This window comes from Streptomyces sp. Tek67B01, from assembly GCF_055231995.1.
The window spans coordinates 4,545,913-4,566,871 of sequence record NZ_JBUYUY010000001.1; the positions used below are offsets into that span (position 1 = coordinate 4,545,913).

18 protein-coding genes and 1 tRNA gene are annotated in these 20,959 nt (G+C 73.6%); 7 read left to right on the forward strand and 12 right to left on the reverse strand.

Features of this window, described 5'->3' with window-relative positions; genetic code table 11:
* Positions 1-96 precede the first annotated feature (96 nt).
* A complete protein-coding gene (locus ACV7NM_RS20455) occupies positions 97-855 on the reverse strand; it encodes an IclR family transcriptional regulator (RefSeq protein WP_463411620.1) in 759 nt (252 codons plus the stop codon).
* Positions 856-1,093: 238 nt separating this feature from the next.
* Between ACV7NM_RS20455 and ACV7NM_RS20460 the strand changes: the two genes are divergently transcribed.
* Both ACV7NM_RS20460 and ACV7NM_RS20465 read left to right on the forward strand, forming a co-directional pair.
* Positions 1,094-2,296: an LLM class flavin-dependent oxidoreductase gene (locus ACV7NM_RS20460; RefSeq protein WP_463411621.1), complete on the forward strand. Its 1,203-nt coding sequence runs from the start codon at positions 1,094-1,096 to the stop codon at positions 2,294-2,296.
* 253 nt (positions 2,297-2,549) lie between these two features.
* A complete protein-coding gene (locus tag ACV7NM_RS20465; protein WP_463411622.1) occupies positions 2,550-4,244 on the forward strand; it encodes a glycosyl hydrolase family 18 protein in 1,695 nt (564 codons plus the stop codon).
* 101 nt (positions 4,245-4,345) lie between these two features.
* On the opposite strand, the gene ACV7NM_RS20470 is transcribed toward ACV7NM_RS20465, so the two are convergent.
* Positions 4,346-6,103, reverse strand: a complete 1,758-nt coding sequence (locus ACV7NM_RS20470; protein WP_463411623.1) for a putative bifunctional diguanylate cyclase/phosphodiesterase — start codon at positions 6,101-6,103, stop codon at positions 4,346-4,348.
* Positions 6,104-6,580: 477 nt separating this feature from the next.
* Between ACV7NM_RS20470 and ACV7NM_RS20475 the strand changes: the two genes are divergently transcribed.
* Positions 6,581-7,816: a M6 family metalloprotease domain-containing protein gene (locus tag ACV7NM_RS20475; RefSeq protein ID WP_463411624.1), complete on the forward strand. Its 1,236-nt coding sequence runs from the start codon at positions 6,581-6,583 to the stop codon at positions 7,814-7,816.
* Positions 7,817-7,916: 100 nt separating this feature from the next.
* Here ACV7NM_RS20475 and ACV7NM_RS20480 read toward each other — a convergent pair.
* The 7 genes from ACV7NM_RS20480 to ACV7NM_RS20510 all read right to left on the reverse strand — a co-directional run bounded on the left by ACV7NM_RS20480 (position 7,917) and on the right by ACV7NM_RS20510 (position 14,150).
* A tRNA-Lys gene (locus ACV7NM_RS20480) sits at positions 7,917-7,990 on the reverse strand.
* Complete coding sequence (locus ACV7NM_RS20485; RefSeq protein ID WP_463411625.1) at positions 7,981-8,562, reverse strand: bifunctional DNA primase/polymerase; 582 nt, start codon at positions 8,560-8,562, stop codon at positions 7,981-7,983. Before ACV7NM_RS20485 ends, ACV7NM_RS20480 begins: the two co-directional genes overlap by 10 nt.
* A 178-nt stretch (positions 8,563-8,740) precedes the next feature.
* Complete coding sequence (locus tag ACV7NM_RS20490) at positions 8,741-9,088, reverse strand: hypothetical protein (protein WP_463411626.1); 348 nt, start codon at positions 9,086-9,088, stop codon at positions 8,741-8,743.
* 156 nt (positions 9,089-9,244) lie between these two features.
* Positions 9,245-9,802 carry an NADPH-dependent FMN reductase gene (locus ACV7NM_RS20495; RefSeq protein WP_463411627.1) on the reverse strand — a complete coding sequence of 186 codons (558 nt, stop codon included), beginning with the start codon at positions 9,800-9,802 and terminating at the stop codon, positions 9,245-9,247.
* Positions 9,803-10,066: 264 nt separating this feature from the next.
* The gene (locus ACV7NM_RS20500; RefSeq protein ID WP_463411628.1) at positions 10,067-11,398 is read right to left on the reverse strand and encodes an AAA domain-containing protein; all 1,332 of its coding nucleotides are present in this window, start codon (positions 11,396-11,398) and stop codon (positions 10,067-10,069) included.
* Complete coding sequence (locus tag ACV7NM_RS20505; RefSeq protein WP_463411629.1) at positions 11,395-12,963, reverse strand: hypothetical protein; 1,569 nt, start codon at positions 12,961-12,963, stop codon at positions 11,395-11,397. The genes ACV7NM_RS20500 and ACV7NM_RS20505 overlap by 4 nt, the downstream gene beginning before the upstream one ends.
* A complete protein-coding gene (locus ACV7NM_RS20510; protein WP_463411630.1) occupies positions 12,951-14,150 on the reverse strand; it encodes a hypothetical protein in 1,200 nt (399 codons plus the stop codon). The genes ACV7NM_RS20505 and ACV7NM_RS20510 overlap by 13 nt, the downstream gene beginning before the upstream one ends.
* Positions 14,151-14,351: 201 nt before the next feature.
* Here ACV7NM_RS20510 and ACV7NM_RS20515 point away from each other — a divergent pair, with 201 nt between their 5' ends.
* Positions 14,352-14,948 carry a histidine phosphatase family protein gene (locus ACV7NM_RS20515; protein WP_463411631.1) on the forward strand — a complete coding sequence of 199 codons (597 nt, stop codon included), beginning with the start codon at positions 14,352-14,354 and terminating at the stop codon, positions 14,946-14,948.
* 166 nt (positions 14,949-15,114) lie between these two features.
* Here the strand turns inward: ACV7NM_RS20515 and ACV7NM_RS20520 are convergent, their stop codons facing one another.
* On the reverse strand, positions 15,115-16,440 hold the full coding sequence (locus ACV7NM_RS20520) for a tetratricopeptide repeat protein (protein WP_463411632.1): 1,326 nt from the start codon (positions 16,438-16,440) through the stop codon (positions 15,115-15,117).
* A gap of 244 nt (positions 16,441-16,684) precedes the next feature.
* Here ACV7NM_RS20520 and ACV7NM_RS20525 point away from each other — a divergent pair, with 244 nt between their 5' ends.
* On the forward strand, positions 16,685-17,128 hold the full coding sequence (locus tag ACV7NM_RS20525; protein ID WP_463411633.1) for a hypothetical protein: 444 nt from the start codon (positions 16,685-16,687) through the stop codon (positions 17,126-17,128).
* Between the two features lie 76 nt (positions 17,129-17,204).
* On the forward strand, positions 17,205-18,071 hold the full coding sequence (locus ACV7NM_RS20530; protein WP_463411634.1) for a spermidine synthase: 867 nt from the start codon (positions 17,205-17,207) through the stop codon (positions 18,069-18,071).
* A 16-nt stretch (positions 18,072-18,087) separates the two neighbouring features.
* On the opposite strand, the gene ACV7NM_RS20535 is transcribed toward ACV7NM_RS20530, so the two are convergent.
* Both ACV7NM_RS20535 and ACV7NM_RS20540 read right to left on the reverse strand, forming a co-directional pair.
* Positions 18,088-19,590 carry a class I adenylate-forming enzyme family protein gene (locus ACV7NM_RS20535; RefSeq protein WP_463411635.1) on the reverse strand — a complete coding sequence of 501 codons (1,503 nt, stop codon included), beginning with the start codon at positions 19,588-19,590 and terminating at the stop codon, positions 18,088-18,090.
* A gap of 46 nt (positions 19,591-19,636) precedes the next feature.
* Complete coding sequence (locus tag ACV7NM_RS20540; protein ID WP_463411636.1) at positions 19,637-20,185, reverse strand: hypothetical protein; 549 nt, start codon at positions 20,183-20,185, stop codon at positions 19,637-19,639.
* A gap of 78 nt (positions 20,186-20,263) precedes the next feature.
* On the opposite strand from ACV7NM_RS20540, the gene ACV7NM_RS20545 reads away from it, so the two are divergent.
* Complete coding sequence (locus ACV7NM_RS20545; RefSeq protein ID WP_463411637.1) at positions 20,264-20,950, forward strand: response regulator transcription factor; 687 nt, start codon at positions 20,264-20,266, stop codon at positions 20,948-20,950.
* Positions 20,951-20,959 lie beyond the last annotated feature (9 nt).

Consider the following 20,959-nt stretch of genomic DNA (forward strand, 5'->3'; position numbering starts at 1 on the left):
AGTGTTTTCCGGCCTCGTGCCCGCGTTCCCTTACCCCCCGCCCCCGAGGCCCGCGATCCCCGGTCCGCGGCCGGCCCTCGGGTCCCCCGCTCCCGGTCAGAGCGTGAGCGACAGCAGCAGCGGCGCGGCCCTGCGGTTCAGCGCGTCGGCCGCGGCCCGCAGCCGGTGGGCGTGCTCGACCGGCATGGACAGGGCCAGGCAGCCGACGGACGCTCCGGCGGTGATCGGGACGGCCGCGCAGACCGTGCCGACGGCGTACTCCTGGAGGTCGAGCACCGGGACGGTGGCCGGCTGGCTGTCGAGCTTCGAGAACAGGATGCGTTCGTTGACGATCGTCTTCGACGTGAGCCGGGCGATCTTGTGCCGGGCCAGGTGGTCGCGGCGCCCGTTCTGGTCGAGTTGCGTGAGCAGACACTTGCCGACCGCGCTGGCGTGCGCGGCGGAGCGGAAGTCGACCCACTCGTGCACCTTCGGGGTGCGCGGGCTGTCCGCGAACTGTGTGATGCGGACTTCGCCGTCCACGTACCGGCTGATGTAGACGGCCGCGCCGACCGAGTCCCGCAACCGGTCCAGGGTCTCCTGGAGCTTCTCCTGCAACGCCTGTTTCCGGTCCGTCCCCGAGCCGAGCAGGACCAGTGAGTCCCCTATGGCGTAGGCACCGTCGGACACCTGTAGGACGTAACCCTCCCGGCGCAGCATGAGGAGCATCGGCGTGAGATGGGCCGCGGGCAGGCCGGTCTCACGCGCGATCTGTGCGTCCGTCACGCCACCGGTGTGGCGCGCGATCGTTTCGAGTACGCGAAGGGCGTACTGCACCGAATGGAACGGCGCGGTCGGCTCGGGCTTCAGCGCCACGGTTTCCCCCTACCAGGTTGTTACCGCTTGCCCTACCACGATAGCCATCAAGCGGCCCATCCGGAGCGCCTGTTGAAAAGATTGATGGCTCAAATAAGTCGCTTCGCCAGCAGGTATCCGACTGGCATATGCCCCAGGCAAGAACTTCTTTCCGGTCTGCCGGGAATGCCCGGCCTCGACCCACGGTTCGACTTCTTCGTACGGACGTGAAGGAGAGCGGCATGGGACGGGAGCGACGATGAGTGACGCCAGGGACGCCGGGGAGAACCGGACGGGCGTGGGCGCGACCGCGGGCGCGAACGTGCGTACGGGGGAGGTGCCGGGCGCACGCGCGGGCGCGGGCGCCGAAACCGGCAAGGCCCCCGCGGACCCGGTCCGCGGCGTGGCAAAGGGCCGGGCGCCGGTGCCGCTTTCGGTGCTCGACCTCGTCACCGTCGGGGCGGGCGGCACCGCGCACGAGTCGCTGCGCACCAGCGTGGCGATCTCCCGACTGGCGGAGTCCCGCGGCTACCACCGGCACTGGGTCGCGGAGCACCACTCCATGCCCGGCGTGGCCAGCTCCTCCCCGGCGGTGATCCTCGCCCATCTCGCCGCCCACACCTCCCGCATCCGGCTCGGATCGGGCGGCGTCATGTTGCCCAACCACGCCCCGCTCGCCGTCGCCGAGCAGTTCGGGACCCTGGAGGCCTTCGCCCCGGGCCGGATCGACCTCGGCCTCGGCCGCGCCCCCGGGACCGACGCCGGCACGGCCGCCGCGCTGCGCGGACCGGCGCGGGCGGAGGAGGCGCACGACGAGTTCCCGCGCCGCCTCGGGGAGCTGATCCGCTTCCTCGACGACAGCTTCCCGGACGGGCACCCGTACGCCAGGGTGCACGCCGTACCCGGACCGGTCCAGGGCCCCACGGGTCGACCCCCGGTGTGGTTGCTCGGCTCCTCCGGGTTCAGCGCCCGCCTGGCCGGCGAGCTGGGCCTGCCCTTCGCGTACGCCCACCACTTCTCGGCCGCGGGCACGCTGCCCGCGCTCGACCTGTACCGGCAGAGCTTCCGCCCCTCGGCGGTGCTGGACGCCCCGTACGCCGTGATCGGGGTCTCGGCGCTGGCCGCGGACACCGAGGAGGAGGCCAGGGCGCAGGTGCTCACGGGCGCGCTGTCGATGCTCCGGCTGCGCTCCGGTCGGCCCGGTCTCGTCCCGACGCCCGAGGAGGCGGCCGCGTACCCCTTCTCGGCCCCGGAGAAGGAGTTCGTGGACGGCTGGACGGCGAACATCGTGCACGGCACGCCGGATCGGGTCCGTTCCGGGCTCGACGCGCTGGTCGCGCGGACCGGTGCGGACGAGCTGATGCTGACGGTCAACGCCCACGGCGGGGCGGCCCGGTTGCGCTCGTACGGTCTCGTAGCAGATGCGTACGAGATGCCGGTGGAGGGCTCGCTTCCGGCTTGAGCGGAGGTGAACCGGGTTCGGCTGGTTTGTTGCCGAAACCTTGCGGAAGCATGGCTTAGGAGAGGCTTAAACCGCTCGTCACCCGGGGTGGCGGGCGGGTTTTGATGTGTGCTCAGGTCTCTGACGAGCGGGTTTGACCGTCGAGTGGTCTAGTCCTTGTTTGGTCCAAACCATTGACTGGGGCGCGGAGTGATCGCTATCACTTCTCTCACCCGAAGCTGACGATCCCCTCCCACCCCCACGGAGTCAGTTCATGCACATCCGTAAACCCCTCATCGCGGCCGCCGCCACGGCCGCGCTGGCAGCCGGAGCGGCGGCCACCTTCGCGGGACTCGGCACCGCACAGGCCGCGGCCGCCACCACGGCGACCGCGGGCAACGTCAAGATCGCGTACTACGACCAGTGGAGCGTGTACGGCAACGCCTTCTACCCCAAGCAGCTCGACACCCGGGGCATAGCGGGCAAGCTGGACGTCATCAACTACTCGTTCGGCAACATCCACCCCACCGACCTCACCTGCTTCGAGGCCAACAAGGCGGCGGGCGACGACAACAACGCCAGTGCCGGTGACGGCGCGGGCGACTCGTACGCCGACTACCAGAAGTCGTTCGGCGCGGCGGACAGCGTCAGCGGGGTCGCCGACAAGTGGGACCAGCCGATCGTGGGCGTCTTCAACCAGTTCAAGCAGCTCAAGGCGAAGTACCCGAACCTCAAGATCAACATATCCATCGGCGGGTGGACGTACTCGAAGTACTTCAGCGACGCGGCGAAGACCGACGCCTCCCGCAAGAAGCTCGTCTCCTCCTGCATCGACCAGTACATCAAGGGCAATCTGCCCGTCGAGGGCGGCTACGGCGGCCCGGGCAGCGCGGCCGGGATCTTCGACGGCATCGACATCGACTGGGAGTACCCCGGCTCGGCGGGCGGCCACCTCGGCAACCACTACGCCCCCGAGGACAAGCAGAACTTCACGCTGCTGCTCAAGGAGTTCCGTACCCAGCTCGACGCCTACGGAGCGGCGAACGGCGGCAAGAAGTACCTGCTGACCTCGGCGCTCCCGGCCGGCCAGGACAAGATCAAGTACATCGAGACGGACAAGATCGGCGCGTACCTCGACTACGCGAACATCATGACCTACGACATGCACGGCGCCTGGGACGGCGACGGGCCGACGTACCACCAGTCACCGCTCTACCCCTCGGCGGCCGACCCGACCGACCCGATCGCGCCCGGCACCGAGAAGTACAGCATCAAGAACGCCATCGACTCCTGGCTGGACGGGAACCCCGCCTACGGCATCACGGGCGGCTTCCCCGCGAACAAGCTGACGCTGGGCTACGAGTTCTACTACCGCGGCTGGAAGGGCGTCCCCGCCGGGGCCACCAACGGCCTCGCCCAGACGGCGACCGGCCCGTCCGCCGCCCGGCCCACCAGCCAGCAGGCCGGCATCGCCAACTACAAGGAACTCGGCGGCATCGTCGACAACCCGGCCGTCACCTTCTGGGACGACCAGGCGAAGGCCTCGTACTTCTACAAGGACGGCGAGTTCTTCACCGGTCTGAACCAGAGGTCCATCCAGGCCCGGGTCGACTACGGCAAGCAGCGCGGCCTGGCCGGCGCGATGATGTACTCCCTGCTCGGCCTGGACGACAAGGCCACGCTGCTGAACCAGATCTCCACCGCCCTCGGCGGCTCCACCCAGCCGCCCGCCACCCCGACCGCGACCCCCACGCCGACCTCCACCCCCAGCCCGACCGCGACCCCGACCCCCACCGCCACGCCCACGACGGGCTGCACCGCCCCCGCCTACGTCGCGGGCACGGTCTACACCGGCGGAACCGAGGTCTCGCACAAGGGCCACAAGTGGAAGGCCCAGTGGTGGACGCAGAACGAAGAACCCGGCACCACCGGTGAATGGGGTGTCTGGAAGGACCTCGGCGCCTGCTGATCTCCCCCCACCCCGCGCCGAGCGACCCTCCGCCCCGCCCCCGCCAGGGGTGCGGGGCGGAGGCGTGCCCGGGTCGAGCGGACCCGGGCGTGAAAGGTCCCCTAGCGGTGGTCCCCGGTCTGCGGGCGGGTGCCGATCATCTCCGCGATGCGCTCGGGGGCCACCGCGCGGGAGTAGAGCCAGCCTTGGCCCGTGTCGCAGCCGACGCGGCGCAGACGGGCCGCCTGGCCCGCCGTCTCCACGCACTCCGCCGTCACCGTCAGGCCCAACCGGTGCGCCAGCTGGACCAGGGCTTCCACGATGGTCTCGTCGGCCGGGTTGGGGTGGGCGCCCTCCTCGTAGCGGAAGCCGCGCACGAAGGAGCCGTCCAGCTTGAGCACCGACACCGGCAGCCGACTCAGGTAGGCCAGGTTCGAGTACCCGGTGCCGAAGTCGTCGATGGCGATCCGCACGCCCATGTCGCTCAGCGCCTGGAGGGCCTGCAACGGCCGGCCCGCCGAACCCATCACCGCCGACTCCGTCAGCTCCAGTTGGAGCAACTGCGGCGCCAGCCCCGTCTCGGCGAGGATCTCCGCGACGTCCCCCACCAGGTCCGAGTCCCACACCTGCCGCACGGCCACGTTCACCGACACGAACACCGGCGCGTCGCTCGGCTGCTCGATCTGCCAGCGCCGCGCCTGCCTACAGGCGGTCCGCAGCACCCACTGGCCCAACTGGACGATCGAACCGTCCTCTTCCGCGATTCCGATGAACCGATTCGGCGTCAACGTCCCGAACTGCGGGTGGTTCCAGCGCACCAGCGCCTCCACCCCGCGCACCGCGCCGCTCTCCAGGTCCACCAGCGGCTGGTACTCCAGCTCGAACTCGCCCCGCTCCACGGCCGGCCGCAACGTGGACGAGAGCGCCTGCCGGGTCATCCGGTGCGCGTTGCGCTCCGGGTCGAACAGCGTCCAGCGGGCCTTGCCGTCCGCCTTCGCCCAGTACAGGGTCGTGTCCGCGGCCTGCATCAGCCCGGTCGCCGAGGTGCCGGCGGCGGCGCGTTCCACCACGCCGATGGACGCCGACACCGACAGCCGCTGCCCGGCCAGGTCGAACGGCTCCTGCACGGCGGCCAGGACGCCGCGCGCCAGCTCCGCGAGTTGCTCCGTCCCGGTGGAGTCCTCGACCAGCAGGGCGAACTCGTCCCCGCCGAGCCGCGCCACGAGGTGCCCGCTGGTGCGCCCGTAACCGGACTGGTCGGCGCACTGGGTCAGCCTGGCCGCCACGGCGGTCAGCAGTCGGTCGCCGACGCGGTGGCCGAGGGTGTCGTTGACCGCCTTGAAGCCGTCGAGGTCCAGGTAGCACAGGCCGATCCGGCCCGTGCCGCCGTTCTCGTACGAGGCTGCTTCCAGGGCGGCGGAGAGCCGCTCGAAGAACAGCGCCCGGTTGGGCAGGCGGGTCACGGGGTCGTGCATCTGGAGGTGGCGCAGCCGGGCCTGGAGGTCGCGCCGGTCGCTGATGTCGGCGACGGACAGCAGGACGTCCCGGGTCCCGGGCACCGGCCCCAGAGTGACCTCCGTCCACAACGAGTGCCCGTCGGGGTGCTTGAGCCGGCGCGTGCAGCGCAGCCGGGCCTGGCGGCCGCGGAGCACCTCCTGGTACGCCTGCCGGGTACGGGCCTCCGCGGTCAGGTCGACCAGCTCCGCCGCGGCCCGCTCGACGAGTTCGTGCGGGGTGGAGCCCAGCAGCGCGGCCAGGGCCTGGTTGGCGGCGACGACGTAGCCCTCGCGGTCGACGACGGCCATCGCGAGGTGGGCCGCGTCGAAGGCGGCCCGGAAGTCGCGTGCTCCCGGCGCGGGCCGGGAGGGCGAGGTCGGCATCGACGGATCCTCCGGCTCGCTCGACATGCCCGGCAGGGCCGGCACTGCTGGGTGACGCTCCGTGACGGCCGATCGGATGCGGTCGGCCGCCGAACCGGTTCCCTCTGAGGTTCCGCTCACCGTTGGCTCCCGCAGTGCTCGTGAGTGTCCGTGCAGGAAAGTGTGCCGATCATAGAGGCTGCCGGACGGCCCCATCCAGCGGCGGCGCCGGTCGGAGGGACGTACTTCGGCGGGCTGACGCCATGATGACGGTCCGTCGGCCCCCTGTCGGCCGATCGTTTCTGCGCGCCTGTGAGCATGCGGGGCCCGCTGCTGATCTCGGGTGATCAGTCGTGACGGTCCGTAGACAGGTCCGTGAAGTCCAGGGGTCACCGACTTGCCCGAGCGCTCACTCATGTGGGGCACCGGAACAGGGCATAAGTAAGACAATCGCCTCAAGGTGGATGGAAGGGTACGAATCCATCACCGGAGGTCGATGTGCCGCCCCATCAGACACCCGGGGGAGTGGACCATCCCGGCATCCGAAGTGCCGCGGCGGTCCTCACCTCCATGGCGGCCGTCGCCGCCATGTCGCTCGTCGCCACCCCCACCGCCGCCGCGTCCGGCACCGGCCCCTGCGCCCTGACCCGTACGGCCGCGCACCACTCCCTCGGCCTGGACACCTGGAACCGCGCCTACCCGAGGCCGGTCCGCACCCTGAACGCGGTCATGGTCTTCCTCTCCTTCCCCGACCACCGCGTCGCCGTCACCCCCGACGAACTGACCGGCGACTACTTCCCCGCCACCAGCAACTTCTTCGAGCGCGCCTCCTACGGGCGGTTCCGACTGGTCCCGCACCCGCAGAAGCGGTGGATCGCGATGCCCAAGCCGTCCACGGCGTACGGGATGCAGCGCGACTGGGCCCCGGAGGCCCGGGCCAGCTACCTGCGCGACGCCGTGGCGGCCGCCGATCCCACGGTGGACTTCAGCAAGTACGACGTCGTGTACTTCGTCGCCGACCCCAACGCGCCCGGAGTGGACTCGGACGCCACCAAGGTCGTCAACTTCGATCGGCCCCTGATCGCCGACGGTGCGGAGCTGAGGCGGATCGTGACCGTCTTCGAGCGGCACCCGCCGGACCGCAACGTGCTGGCGCACGAGACCGGGCACGTATTCGATCTGCCCGACCTCTACCACCGACCGACGGACGGCAAGGGCGACTGGGACACCTACGTCGGGGACTGGGACGTCATGGGCAGCCAGTTCGGGATGGCCCCGGACCTGTTCGCCTGGCACAAGTGGAAGCTGGGCTGGCTCGACGCCTCCCAGGTGGACTGCGTTGCGTCCGGGACCTCCCTGCACACCCTCCAGCCGATCGCCGAAGGCGTCCCGCGGGGCGGCTCCGGCGGGACCCGGCTGGCGGTGGTCCGCACCGGACCGGGCAGCGCCATCGCCATCGAGGCCCGCGGCTCCGCCGGGAACGACGGGGACACCTGTACGGAGGGCGTCCTGGTCTACCGCGTCCGCAACGAGCCGGCCTCGGGCGGCGGCCCGATCGAGGTGTTGGACGGTCACCCGCGCACGGAGGCGTGCTGGGACCGCTCGGTCTACCCGCCGCTGGCGGACGCCCCGCTGGAAGTGGGGGAGGCCTTCACTGTGCCGGGCGAGCGCATTCGGATCGAGGTGGCGGACCGCACCCCGTCGGGCGCGTACACCGTCAAGATCACGACATAGCGGTCCCCGACAGGGCGGTCCCGACTCGGCGGTCCCGGGGCGACGCCGGCGTGGGCACACGAAAGAGGCCCCCACTCGCGTGGAGGCCTCTTCCCGTCTGTGCGCCGCCAGGGACTCGAACCCCGGACCCGCTGATTAAGAGTCAGCTGCTCTAACCAACTGAGCTAGCGGCGCCTGCTGACGTCGTAGACATTAGCATCCCGATCGGCGGAACGAAAAATCGATACCTGCAGGCGGGCGGCGTGCAGGAACGCCCAGAGCAGGGCGTCCGGCCCGGGCAGCCAGGGCCGTCGGGAGTCCGGGGCCACCAGCCAGCGCGACGGTCCGGGCGTCGCGACGAGCGGCGGCACGGTGACGGCGTCGCCGAGACCGTGACAGATCGGGGCCGCGGTGTCCGGGCCCCACTCTTCCCAGGCGAGCAGGGCGGGCAGCCGCTGGGCCGTGCCCGGCGCGGTGAAGAGCAGCATCCGGCCGCGGTGCACGGCGGCGGGGCCGCAACCGGGGCCCTCGGCCCACAGCAGGTCCAGCATCCGCCGGCCGAGCACGAGCGGGACGTTGACGACGTCGAAGGCCGTACCGCACGGCAGCACCGCCGGAGCGGAGGGCCGCTCCTCCCACACCGCGAGGGCGCTGCGCGGGTGGTTGCACACCGAGGCCAGCCAAGCGGCGCCCTCGTGGGTGACCTGGGTGGCGGGTGCGGAGCGGACGTCGAGGGCGGGAGCGGGGCAGCCGGTCAGGGTTGTCATGCCCCAGGTCTACCGCCGGTAGTGGCGCGACTCCCCGGAGTTACCGAATTCCGGGACAACGCGAGGGGAACCGGAGTATGGTGCGCCCCGCATATGCCACGGGCCCCGGCCCCCGGCGTGCGCCGTCCCCTGCCCGCGGTCCCGCCCTCGCCCGGTCGGCGGCGGTCACCCCGGGGGCCTACACCTCGTCCGGGCCGCCGCCGCGCAGCAGGCTCTCGCCGAACTCGATCATCTTCACGGCGTAGTCCTCGGTCCACTCCGCCCGTTCCGCGATCTCGGCGGCGGGCAGTCGGTCGAACCGGCGCGGATCGGCCAGCTGCGCCGCCGCCAGCGCCTGGAACTCGACGGCCCGGTCCTGCGCCGCCCGGAAGGCCAGCGTCAGCTCGGTGGCGCGGGCCAGCAGCTCCCGCGGGTCCTCTATCGACTCCAGGTCGAAGAAGTGCTCGGGGTCCGAGGCCGCCTCCGAGGGCTCGAAGAGCAACGGTGCGGGCCGCAGCCTCCGCTCGGTCCGCTCGGGCTCTGCCATGCCTGTCCTCCAGTGTGCTGCGCGGGAAAGCTTCCGGGCCACCCTCCATTGTCCAACGCCCCGCAAGGGCGCACTCGCGCCCGCGCGCCCCGGAGCGGCCGGAGCGGCCGAAGCTGCCGGAGCCGCCGGCGACCGTCGGCCGTCGCGCCGCGCGGTCTAGACGGCGACGCGCTGCGACGCGAGGGCCGCGACCTCGTCCAGCTGCGCGGTCACTTCGTCGGCCAGGCCCTCGGGGGCCTGGAAGCCGTCCGGGCCGATGAGGGCGTTGATGCCGGGAACGGCCACGCGTCGCTCGGTGGGGAGCATGCCGATGCGGGTCAGGACCGGCAGCAGCATCTCGGCGGCGGGGGCGCCGCCCGTGGGACCCGCGCTGTAGCTGAGGAGGGCGACCGGCTTGCCGCTCCACTCCTTGTAGAGGAAGTCGATGGCGTTCTTGAAGGGCGCGGTGAAGCCGCCGTTGTACATCGGCAGGACGAAGACGAACGCGTCGGCGGAGTCGACCAGGGCGCTCCACTCCAGGGTGTGCGGGTTCGTGTAGACACCGCTGGAGGCGTACTCGGGCTCGTCGAGGAAGGGCAGGGCGATCTCGGCGAGGTCGACGGGGGTGACGTCGAAGCCGCCGTGGGCGCGGGCCTGTTCGCTGACCCAGGCGGCGAGCGGGCGGCCCGAGGAGGTGGGGCGGGTGGCGGCCGAAATGACGTGCAGGCGGGTCATGTGTCGAACTCCCGTGGGGCGTGGGTGTGCTGTGTCGGGCGACAGTCTGGTCGTTGCCGCGCCCCGAAGGAAAGCCGCGGCCGCCCGCTGTGTCACACCCCGCCCGGACAACCCTCGGGTGAGGGCCGGGGCCTTCACGCCCGAGAGCACGGGGATCGCGTCGTGGTTCCCCGTCCCGAGCGCACGCTCGACGGCCGTGGGTCGGCGGTCGAGCGCGCCTTCCAACGGGAGGGGTGCGGCGCCCCCGTGCACGCGCTCCGAGGCTCAGGGCCGCCAGGGGATGCGGTGGTCGGACCAGAAGTCCCAGGTCGACATCATGGCCTCCCAACCGTCCGGGAACTTGACCGTGACGCCCAGTTGGACCGGTTCCGTCGACGGGTGGTCGTCCAGGAGGGACGCCACGCCCGCGCGGGCCACGATCACGCAGGCGTGCCGGTGGCGGGAGGCCAGCACGCACAGGCGGCCCGTCTCCAGGTGGAAGGCCGTGGCGTCGGGGCGGCCGGAGAGGGGATGGAGGACCACCGTCAGGTCGTACTCGCGGCCTTGGAGACGGTTCGCGGTGTCCACGGTGACGCCCGGCACGCCCAGGCCGGCCAGCGCCGCGCGGACGGCCGCCGCCTGGTCGCGGTGGGCGGTGCCCACCGCGATGCGGTCCGGCGTCAGCGGGGTCGGGCCGCCCGGGTGCTCGTCCTGCGTCACCGCCCCCCGGTCCAACGCCCGGCGGACCACCAGCGCCACCGCCGCGACCGCCTCCGGGTCGGTGCGCGGGGTGTGCCGCGCGGGCAGCTCCAGCAGGCCCCACCCCGACGCGGCGGCCTCGTCCAGCACCCGGTCCGGGCCCGACCGGTCGGAGGCGACCCCGTACGACAGTCGCCGCTCACCCGGGCCCGTACCGCTGCGGAACCGGCTGTACGGGTAGAAGGCGCGCGAGACCAGCGGCGCCGCCGACGCCGGGAGCCGCCACGACACCGGCAGCCGGTGCTGCGGCAGGTGCGGGTTGTGCGCCAGCAGGGTGGACACCGCCGACGCCGAAGGGTCGTAGGACAGCCCCGCCCACTGCTCCGCGCCGACCACGCTGAACGGGTCCAACTGCCCCGGGTCGCCCACGAACAGCGCCCGCTCGAACAGTCCCGCCACGGCCAGCAGCGCGTCCGAGCGCATCTGGTACGCCTCGTCCACGATGGCGTGCTCCCACGGCTCGGCGTCCTGCACGTACGCCCACTTCGCCGCCGTGGAGACGGTGATCGGCAGCTCCGCCAGGTCCCCGGGCTTGGCCGAGAGGGTGACCGAGGGCAGGGCGCGCAGCGCGGGGTCGTAGGCGTCGCCCTCACTGCTGTGCAGCCGGCCGACCTTCAACTCCGGGTCCTTGTCGTGGAGCCGCAACACCAGGTCGTCCACCTGGGCGTTGGTCTGCGCCACCACCATCAGCCGGCGTCCGGCGGCGGCCAGTTCCCGGGCTGCCCGTACCACCAGCGTGGACTTCCCGGCCCCGGGCGGCGAGTCCACGACGACACCGCGCTCGGTGCCGTGCAGGGTGTCGTGCAAGATGGCGGCGGTCGCCCGGGCGGCCTCCGCCCCCGGGTCGAAGGCGGTCAAAGGACGTCTCCGTCGGTGACGGGGTCGGGGAGGGGGAGCGTGGCGGTCGCCGATCCGGGCGGGCCGCCGTGGGTCCACGGGGTCCGCTCCGGGTCCGGCAGTTTCGGGCCGCCGCGCGCGTCGTGCTCGAACAGCGTCCAGCAGAGCCGGTCGCCCTTCTCCGGCACCGTGCCCGGCGCCGGTTCCCGGCCCGAGCCCATCTTGTCGAGCAGTCGCAGCACGATCCCCCCGGCCTCGTCGAAGCGTACGAACTCGGCGGCCTGGGGGCGCCCGTCCAGCGAACGGAACACCTTCCCGCCCACCCCGTCGGCCAGTTGCGGCCGGTCCTCGGTGACCACGGTGACCAGCGGTCTCGGGCGCGGACGCGCCGACTCCGTCCATTCCATGGCCACTTCGGTCACCTCGCCGGCGAACGCCTCGCCCGCGAGGCGTCGCCCCGCCATCACCAGCGGGTCGTCCAGCGCCTCCTGCGCGTCGAGCCGCACCTGCTCCGTCTCCCGCGTGGCCAGCTTCTGCGCCGCCGTCACCGCGTCGTCGCGGCGCGGCTGCGGCGGCTCGCCCGCCCGCACGCGGTCGCGGTGGCCGGTGTACGACCAGCGGTCGCGGGTCCAGCGTTCCCCGGTCCGCTCGCCGGCGGGCAGGGCGCGCAGCAGGTCCAGCGAGCGCCACACCGCGTCCCAGGTGGGACGCAACTGTCCGTCGACCAGCTCGCGCACGGTCCGCTCGGCCCGTTCGACGGCACCCTGGTCGTCGGCGGCGCGCGCCGCGTCGTAGCGGGCCATCGCCGGGGCCAGCAGCTTGTTGTCGAAGTTGGGGTCGGTGGCCGGGCCGGCCGGCGGGACCAGCAACCGACCCTCCCGGTCGCGGGCCAGTTCGGCCCGCAGGGCGGCCTGCGCGCCGGTCTCCCCCTCGGGCGGGGCGATCCAGGCCAACAGGGCCCCCAGGTGCTGGTCCTCGACGCTGCTCTGTCCGGTCGCCCAGTGCCGGGACAGCAGATCGGTCGCCGACAGCAGCAGGGAGGAGCCGGGCACGCGGGAGCGTTCGGCGAAGTGCGTGAACCAACGGCCCAGCAGCGGCACCTGCGTCGGCACGGGATAGGGGTTCTCGGGGTCTTCCTCCGCCGTGCGTCGGAAGCGCATCGACCGCCCGAGCAGCCGGACGTACTCCACGCCCGCCCGGCTCGGCACGATCAGCTGTGGCGCGTCCACGCACAGCTCGGTCTCCACCTTGACCCTCTTGCCCGTCTCCGGGTCGGTCTCGGTGCGCTCGGCCGGCTCGACGACGTCCGCGTACCCGTCGATGTACGGCATCACCTGCCGCGCCAGCTCCGCCAGGAACTCCCAGCGCAGGTCCCGGTCGCGCGGCTGCGGTATGACCAGGAGGCGGGGGTCGTCCCGGTCGGTGCCGACCAGCGCGCCGAGCGGGGCCCCGGCCTCGCCGGAGGTCGTCAGCGGTACGAGGACCAGCGGGCGTTCGCTCAGGTGCCGGTGCCGTACGGTCGCCAGGGCCCCGGCCCGGCCGGAGCGGATCGCCTCCAGCCGCGCGAGCGTGTTCAGCAGGGGCATGCGGAGCCCTCCGGGTCCTGCGACGACGGGGTGCGGGACGGTGCCGGTGCGAGTGCCAGCGCCTCGGCCCGCAGCCGGGCGGCCCGGCCCAGCGCCGCCGCGGTCGGGTCATCGGCGGGCCCGGCCCCGGCGGCCGCGGCCAGGGCCTCCTCGACGGTGCCCAGCCCGCCCAGTTCGGCCCGCAGGGACCGGCCGAGGGCGCCCACCTCGTCGGCGGCGCGGGCCCGCTGCCGGCAGTGGAAGGCCAGCTCGCAGGCGGCCAGGCACTCGGGGGCGTAGGAGGCGGGGACCGCCGAGACGGCCTCGGTGAGCTCCTCGGCCGGCCGGGCGGGATCGAAGCACAGGTTCTCGGGCAGCAGGGCCGCCAGCTCCTCGACCCGGGTCAGTCGCTCCAACTGGCGTCGGGTGACGGCCCGCTCCCGGCGTACGTCGACCAGCGCGGCGGTCGGCAGGTTGGAGAAGTCCTTCGGGCAGACCAGCACCACCTCGTGGCCCACCGTGGCCCCGGGCAGCTTCTCGGCGGTGCCCTCAAGGGCCAGGACGTACACGGCGGCCTGGCGGGCGGCGGCGCCGACCTTCGCCGGGTCGGCGCTCCCGTCGATCATCGGGAACGACTTGATCTCCACGACCGTCCAGCGGCCGTCGGGGTGCACCACCACGGCGTCCGGCTCCAGGTAGGCGGGGGAGCCCGCCACCTCCAGGGCCAGCATCGGGTGGTCGAGCAGCGTCCAGGTGCCGGCGGTGCTCGCCTCGCGCAGCGCGAGGGCGGTACGGGCGGCGCGGCCCTGGGGGCCGGCGGCGGTGAGGTCGGGCACGAGGGCGGCCGGCCCGGGCGGGCCGGGCGGCTCGGCTCCGGCGCCGAGGCGTTCGTACACCAGGCGCAGCAGCTCCGCGCCGCCGTCGCCCTTGACCTTGGCCTCGAAGGAGTTGCCCCGGATGATGGCGAACTGCGACTGTCCGAAGGCGGAGGGCGAGCCGAGGGCCGCCGCGAGGGCCGTCTTGTCCACGCCGGCGCCGTCGAGCAGGGCCCGTCTGCCGCAGCCGGGATTGGCTGCCAGGGCGGCGAGCGCGCGGGCGTCGAGCGGGCGGGGCGGCACGGCGGGGCCGCGCAGGTCGGCGAGCCGCTGCCGCAGGGGGGTCGTCTGCGGTGTCGTCTGCGGAGGGACGCTGGGCGGGTAGGAGCTCACGGGCGGAAGTGTCCCATCCGCCACTGACAATCGTGGCCCTCCGTCCGAAATCCGGCTGCGTCGGCCGGGAGGACGGTCGGTGGGACGGAGGCGGCGCGGTGCCGCGTCGCGGCGTCGTGGATGATGGACGGACGCATCCGTGCCGATTCGGGCATTCCCTGGCATCGGCGTATCCATCCACCCGGACCGGGAGAAAAGCATATGGCCCCCCGTATCCTGCTGGCCCGCCACGGACAGACGGCGTGGTCCCGGCTCGGCAAGCACACCGGACGCACGGACGTGCCGCTGCTGGAGGAGGGCCGGCAAGGCGCGAAACTGCTCGGCGAGCGGCTGGCGCGGGACCCGTGGGCGGGCCTGCGCGGCCTGGAGGTGCGCACCAGCCCACTGCTTCGCGCCGCCGAGAGCTGCGACCTGGCCGGCTTCGGGGTACGGGCGGAGCCCTGGGACACGCTGATGGAGTGGGACTACGGCGACTACGAGGGCATGACGCCGGCCGAGATCCAAGCGGTCCGGCCGGGCTGGCTCATCTGGCGCGACGGGGCGGCCGGCGGGGAATCCGTCGCCGACGTCGCCGCCCGCGCGGACGAGGTCGTCGCCTGGGCCCGGTCGGCGGAGCGGGACGTCCTCGTCTTCGCGCACGGACACATCCTGCGCACCCTCGCCGCCCGCTGGCTCGGCTTCGAGGCGTCCTTCGGCGCCCGTATCCGACTGGACCCCACCTCCCTGTCGGTCCTGGGCTGGGCGTACGGCGCCCCGGCGCTGGAACGCTGGAACGACACGGGGCACCTGGACGGCTAGGGCGCGCCGGGCCGCGCTGGTCGGGGCGTCGACGGACACGTCCGACGGGCGGCGGGCGGTCCCGCGCCGTCCCCACGGCGCGGTGTACGAGTACGTCGGCACCCGATCCGGGCGCCGCCGCGTCAGAAGGGCGCCGCGTCAACGCCGCCGCGTCAACGGCGCCGCGTCAGAACGGCGCCGCCTGACGGGACAGGAACGCGGCCACGCGCGGGGAGCGCTGGTGGGGGAGCAGGGTGCGGGCCGTCGTCGCCAGCATGGAGCGCACGCGCGTGGACTGGACCTCGGTGAGCAGGTCCAGCACCCGGCCCCCCGCCCAGGCGGCCTCGTCGGGCGCCCCGGCGTGGGCCAGGTCGCCGGCGAGTTCGGCGGTGTAGAAGGCCACGTTCCGCGCGAAGTGGGGGTCTTGGAGGTCCGCCGCCCGCCGGGCGTGCCGGGCCGCGCGCGCGTGCTCCCCCAGAGCGGCCCAGCACCGCGACTCCAGGGACTCCAGTTCGGCCTCGCCGAAGAAGCTCATCCACTCCGGGTCGTCGCTCGTCTCGCCCCGGGCGAACTCCGTGTGCGCCCGCGTCAGCGCCTCCTCGCAGGACTTCCGCTCGCCCAGCCCCGCCCAGCCGCCCGCCTCCCGCAGTGCGAGGAGCGAGAGCAGCCTCGGGGAGCCCAGTGAACGCGCGGCGCGGCGGCCCGCCTGGGCGGCGCGCACCGACTCGCGCGGCCGGCCGCAGTCGCGGGCCAAGAACGCCATGTTGCTGAAAGCGTGCGCCTCCAGGGCCGCGTTCCCCGCCACCCGGGCCGTCGCCAGGGCCTCCGCGTAGTGCGAGCGGGCGTCCTCGAAGCGGCCCGAGTCGTGAGCCAACCAGCCCACCGAGACGGCCAGTTCCCCGGCGCCCGCGTGCAGCCGGTCCTCGGTCGACTGGCGGGTGGCCCCGGCGTCGAGCAACGCGTATGCGGCGCGCAGCGGTTCGGCCGCCCTGCGGTACAGGGCGTCGGCGCCGTGCCGGTCGTCCAGCAGCCGGATCTGGCGTACGGCGTCCTCGACGGCGGCGACCTCCGTCGCCCCGGCCCGGGACGGTGGCCGGCGCGAGTCGCCGGGCACGGTGAAGCCGAGCGTCGCGGCCGCCACGGTCGCGGAGCCGCCGGCCATGAACGCGCGACGCAGCACGTCACTCTCCTTGGAACGTGGGACGAGGTGGACGGGGACGGGCGGTGCGGGGGCGGTGCGCCGTCCCGAGCGGCCGCGCACCGACTCGCGCGGGAAGAAGCCCAGATCGGCCGCCGTACGACCGGGGAACATGTGCAGGAACACCCGCTCGTAGGCGTAGTTGGGGCAGCGGATCTCCCCCGACTCGACCCGGCCGATGTAACGGGCGTCGCAGGAAACCGTTTCGCCGATCTCGCGTGCCGCGCGCCGCACCATGGCCGCGAACTCCGCGGGGGAGTGGGCGCCGCGCAGCCGCCGGAAGGCGGTATTGGGTGAGTGGGGGGACGCCGCCATGGACGTGGCCTCTCTGGACTTCGGGCTTTGTACTCACTCGTGCCCGGCGGGCACGAACGTACCGCCGCTGGAGGACCGTTCACCCGATGTTTGCCTACAAAACGGATATCTCACCCACGATCTGCCATGAACTGCCATCCTTTGCGGCAACGTTGCGCCGCACCCGTTGACGTTCCGCCGCGTTGAACCCATGCGGAGTGGCTCGTACGCGGATCGAGGAGGGGTTCCCTTGATGGAGGGCGGCATGGAGAGCACAGGAACGAACACCGCGCCCCGGCCGGGCGCGGCCCTGACGGCGGGAGGACCGGCCGACGCGCCCGACCTGGTGACCGTACCCACCCGACAGGGCTTGGAGGCGGTCGACATCATCCGCCGGGCCACCGGCCACACCACCCCCGGCGTCGGCCCTGTCCTGCACGACGGATCGGGCGACACCCTGGGCTTCCTCGTCCCGCCCGGCACGGCGGACGCCTGGGACCTGCCGGGCAGCGCCTGTACGCAGTCCAACGGGCGGGGCATGCGCTTCGGCGACCTGGCCGGCGGCGCCGCGGACGCGCCACCGGCAGCCGGGGACACCGCCTGGCTGCTGCCGCCGGACGCCGTGGGGCCGGTCACCGACCCCGACGTGCTGCGCGCCGCGCTCGGCGAGGCCGCCCGGCTGATCGAGGCGGCGGACAACTGCCGCTGACGCGCTGGCGCGCTGACCAGCCAAGACGGCAGGGAGGCCATGCGCGCCGACCGTGCGCTGCGGTCATACTGGGGCCATGGCCGGTAAGAGCAGGGACAAGCGGCGCGGGACCGGTGAGGCGGTCGTCGGGCAGGTGGACGGCGGTCGGGCGGAGCTGGCACCCGACCGCGAGCGCGCGCGGGCGTGGACCCTGCTCATCGACGGGGCGCCGCAGTCACACGTGGACTTGGCCGACCCCCTGTACCTGGACTTCGCCTACCAGCGGCGGATCGGCCACCTCATCGACCTGGTCGCGCCCGCCCGCCGCCCCCTGAACGTCGTGCACCTGGGCGGCGGGGCCCTGACCCTGGCCCGCTACACCGCCGCGAGCCGCCCCCGCTCCACCCAGCAGGTGGTGGAGATCGACTCCGCCCTGGTGGCCTTCGTACGGGAACACCTGCCGCTGGACCCCCAGGCGCGGGTCCGCGTCCGGGCGGTGGACGCGCGGGCCGGGCTGGCCAAGGTGCCGGACGGCTGGGCGGACCTGGTCATCGCGGACGTGTTCAGCGGCTCCCGCACCCCGGCCCACCTGACCAGCGCCGAGTTCCTGGACGAGGTGCGCCGGGCGCTCGTGCCCACCGGGTGGTACGTGGCGAACCTGACGGACGGTCCTCCGCTCACCCACCTGCGGGGCCAGATCGCCACCGCCGGCTCCCGGTTCGCCGAACTGGCCTTGGCCGCCGACCCTGTGGTGTGGCGGGGGAAACGTTTCGGCAACGCGGTGCTCGTCGCCGCCGACCGGGAGCTTCCCGTCGCCGAGTTCACCCGACGGGTGGCGAGCGACCCGCATCCGGGGCGGGTCGAGCACGGCCGGGCCCTGGTGGACTTCGCCGGCGGCGCGGTCCCGGTCGCGGACGCCTCGGCGGTGGCCTCGCCGGAGCCCCCGCCCTCGGTGTTCCGCTGAGTCCCGCCGCGTCCCGCTAAGCGGCGGGCGCGGCAGCGGCTGCGGCCGCGCGCAGGCGGCGCTTGTCCGGCTTGCCGCGGTCAGTCAGGGGCAGGGCCGCCACCCAGAACACCGCCGTCGGCCGGTGGTCGGGGGCCAGTTCGGCGGCCACCAACGCGCACGCCCCGGCGGCGGCCTCCTCGGTGGGGGCGTGCCCGGCCGCCGGGACCAGGAAGGCGCACACCTGCTCGCCGGTGACGGCGTCCGGCCGCCCGACCACCGCCGCCTCGGCCACGGCGGGGTGCCGGGTCAGCGCCGCCTCGACCGGGCCGCAGTAGATGTTCTCCCCGTCCACCATCACCACGTCCTTGACCCGGTCGACGAGGTACAGGTACCCGTCCGCGTCGAGGTGCCCGAGGTCGCCCGTCCGCAGCCATCCGTCGCGCAGCACCTCCGCCGTCAGCCCGGGCCGCTTCCAGTAGCCGGCCATCACCGTCGGGGAACGCACCCACACCTCGCCCGTGGTCCCGGCGGTGAGGGCCCCCGTCCCGTCCGCGCCCCGGACCTCCACCCGAACCCCGGGCGCGGGCCGCCCGACCGACGCCGCCAACTCCGGCCGGGCGGCCCGGGCGGCGTCGTGATCGGCCGCCGAGAGACGGCAGATCACCCCGGCCTCGTTCATCCCGTACCCCTGACGCCAGCGCACCCCGGGGCCCCAGCGGGTCAAGGCCCGCCGCAGCCGTTCGGGGGCGATGGGGGAGTCCCCGTACGAGACGCGCGCCAGGCCGGGCACGCCCGCGGCGGTCACCGGGTCGTCCAGCAGCCGGTACACCATCGAGGTCGTCAGGTACGTGGAGACGGGCCCGAGCCGCCGGCAGGCGGCGGCGAACCGGCCCGGGTCGAAGGGACCGCCCAGGATCTCCGAGCGCCCGCCCGACCGCAGTTGCTCCAGGCAGCGGCCCCCCGACCGCTGGGCCAGGGAGGTCACCGACAGGTACACCGCGTCCGCGCTCCGGGCGGCGTCACGGGCCGCCAGCGCGGCGAACGTGGAGGTGACGCCCTTGGGCCGTCCCGTCGTGCCGCCCGTGTAGGTCACCCGGGCCGGGTCCTCCTCGCGCGCCCGCACCGGCACGGGACGCGCCTCCCGGGCGGCGGCCCGCTCAAGCAGCGCCGCGAGGGTGATCCGCGGGGCGCCCGTGTCCGGGACCGGGGTGTCGTGGACCACCAGGGCCGGCTCGCAGTCCCGCAGCAGGAAGTCCAGGCCGTGGGTGGCCGGGCCCACGCTCACCTGGGTCAGCCGCGCCCCCAGTACGTGGACGGCCAGCCGCACCGGCAGCGCCTCGTACGGGTTCCCGGCCGTCACACAGGCCGCCCCCGTCCCGCGCCGCACGCCGAGCTCCTCCAGGGCGCCCGCCAACCGGTAGGTGAGCGCCAGTACCTCCGCGTACGACAGCAGTACCGGGCCGGCGCCGATCGCGGGCCGGTCGGCGTACCGCTCGCACGCCCCGACCAGGTCCGTGACGTACCGCGCCCCGCCCATGCCCGCCCCCTCGCGTCGTCCGTCCCGTCCGGGGGTGACCGTATCCCTACCGGTCGTCGACCTGCACGCGCGGCGCCTCGTTGTACCAGGTGCAGAACACCGACACCTCGCGGCCGTCCCGGGTGAAGGTGACGCGTATCCAGTAGTCCTGCTTCCACACCTGCATGCGCCAGCCGCCCGCGGGGGTCGCGGAGACCAGTTCGGCCGAGCCGGCGCCGAGGTCGAAGACCACCCGGCCGCCCGCGACGGTGTAGCCCTTCACGTCCCCGGACTCCTCGCCCGCCGCCCGGCTGGGCGGCGGCGGGGACTTCGGCTTGGCGACGGAGGGCGGGGGCGTCGCGGAGGCCGACGAGGGGTCGGACACGGACGGCGAAGGGGAACCGGGTGGCGCCGGCGTCGGGGTGGACGAGCTCGGGGCCGTGGGCGCCCCCGAGCCCTGTGTGGAGGAGGACAGGGGCAGCCCGGCCAGCGGAACGGCGCGCGGGGGATCGTAGGCCGTTCCGGACATGACGGTGTGGACGCCCCACCACGACAGCGTCACCGCCGCCCCAGTGGCGAGCGTCCAGGCGAACGCGTGCAGAAGTCCCCGGTGCATGAGGGCACATACTGCACCACCCGCCCCGAGAGTGGACCGACACCCCGCCCGGTCGCCCCGATGGACTACGGTGCGGCCATGGCAAGTGTGCTCGTGGTCGAGGACGACCAGTTCGTACGTTCCGCCCTCATCCGGCACCTGACCGACGCCTCCCACGCCGTGCGCAGCGTCGGAACGGCCCTGGAGGCCCTGCGCGAAGTCGCCCACCACCGCTTCGACCTGGTCATCCTGGACCTGGGCCTGCCCGACCTCGACGGGTCCGAGGCGCTCAAGATGCTGCGCGGCATCACCGACGTACCGGTCATCATCGCGACCGCCCGGGACGACGAGGCGGAGATCGTGCGCCTGCTCAACGACGGCGCCGACGACTACCTCACCAAGCCCTTCTCAGTGGAGCACCTGTCCGCCCGGATGGCCGCCGTCCTGCGCCGCGCCCGCGCAGTCGGCGGCGAACCGCCCTCGCGCGTCCTGCGGGTGGGCGGCCTCGCCATCGACCCCCTGCGCCGCCAGGCCGAGCTCGACGGGGCGGTACTGGACCTGACCCGCCGGGAGTTCGACCTGCTGGCCTTCCTCGCGGAGCGGCCCGGGGTCGTCGTGGCCCGGCGCGAGCTGCTCGCCGAGGTGTGGCAGCAGGCGTACGGGGACGACCAGACCATCGACGTCCACCTGTCCTGGCTGCGCCGCAAGCTCGGCGAGACCGCCGCCAACCCCCGCTACCTGCACACCCTGCGCGGGGTCGGGGTCAAGCTGGAGCCACCGCGGTGAGGCGGCTGC

Coding starts and splice junctions, on each gene's coding strand:
- ACV7NM_RS20460 (WP_463411621.1), top strand. CDS start 1,094: ATGAGTGACGCCAGGGACGCCGGGGAGAACCGGACGGGCGTGGGCGCG.
- ACV7NM_RS20465 (WP_463411622.1), top strand. CDS start 2,550: ATGCACATCCGTAAACCCCTCATCGCGGCCGCCGCCACGGCCGCGCTG.
- ACV7NM_RS20470 (WP_463411623.1), bottom strand. CDS start 6,103: ATGCCGACCTCGCCCTCCCGGCCCGCGCCGGGAGCACGCGACTTCCGG.
- ACV7NM_RS20485 (WP_463411625.1), bottom strand. CDS start 8,562: ATGACAACCCTGACCGGCTGCCCCGCTCCCGCCCTCGACGTCCGCTCC.
- ACV7NM_RS20490 (WP_463411626.1), bottom strand. CDS start 9,088: ATGGCAGAGCCCGAGCGGACCGAGCGGAGGCTGCGGCCCGCACCGTTG.
- ACV7NM_RS20495 (WP_463411627.1), bottom strand. CDS start 9,802: ATGACCCGCCTGCACGTCATTTCGGCCGCCACCCGCCCCACCTCCTCG.
- ACV7NM_RS20505 (WP_463411629.1), bottom strand. CDS start 12,963: ATGCCCCTGCTGAACACGCTCGCGCGGCTGGAGGCGATCCGCTCCGGC.
- ACV7NM_RS20515 (WP_463411631.1), top strand. CDS start 14,352: ATGGCCCCCCGTATCCTGCTGGCCCGCCACGGACAGACGGCGTGGTCC.
- ACV7NM_RS20520 (WP_463411632.1), bottom strand. CDS start 16,440: ATGGCGGCGTCCCCCCACTCACCCAATACCGCCTTCCGGCGGCTGCGC.
- ACV7NM_RS20525 (WP_463411633.1), top strand. CDS start 16,685: ATGGAGAGCACAGGAACGAACACCGCGCCCCGGCCGGGCGCGGCCCTG.
- ACV7NM_RS20530 (WP_463411634.1), top strand. CDS start 17,205: ATGGCCGGTAAGAGCAGGGACAAGCGGCGCGGGACCGGTGAGGCGGTC.
- ACV7NM_RS20535 (WP_463411635.1), bottom strand. CDS start 19,590: ATGGGCGGGGCGCGGTACGTCACGGACCTGGTCGGGGCGTGCGAGCGG.
- ACV7NM_RS20540 (WP_463411636.1), bottom strand. CDS start 20,185: ATGCACCGGGGACTTCTGCACGCGTTCGCCTGGACGCTCGCCACTGGG.
- ACV7NM_RS20545 (WP_463411637.1), top strand. CDS start 20,264: ATGGCAAGTGTGCTCGTGGTCGAGGACGACCAGTTCGTACGTTCCGCC.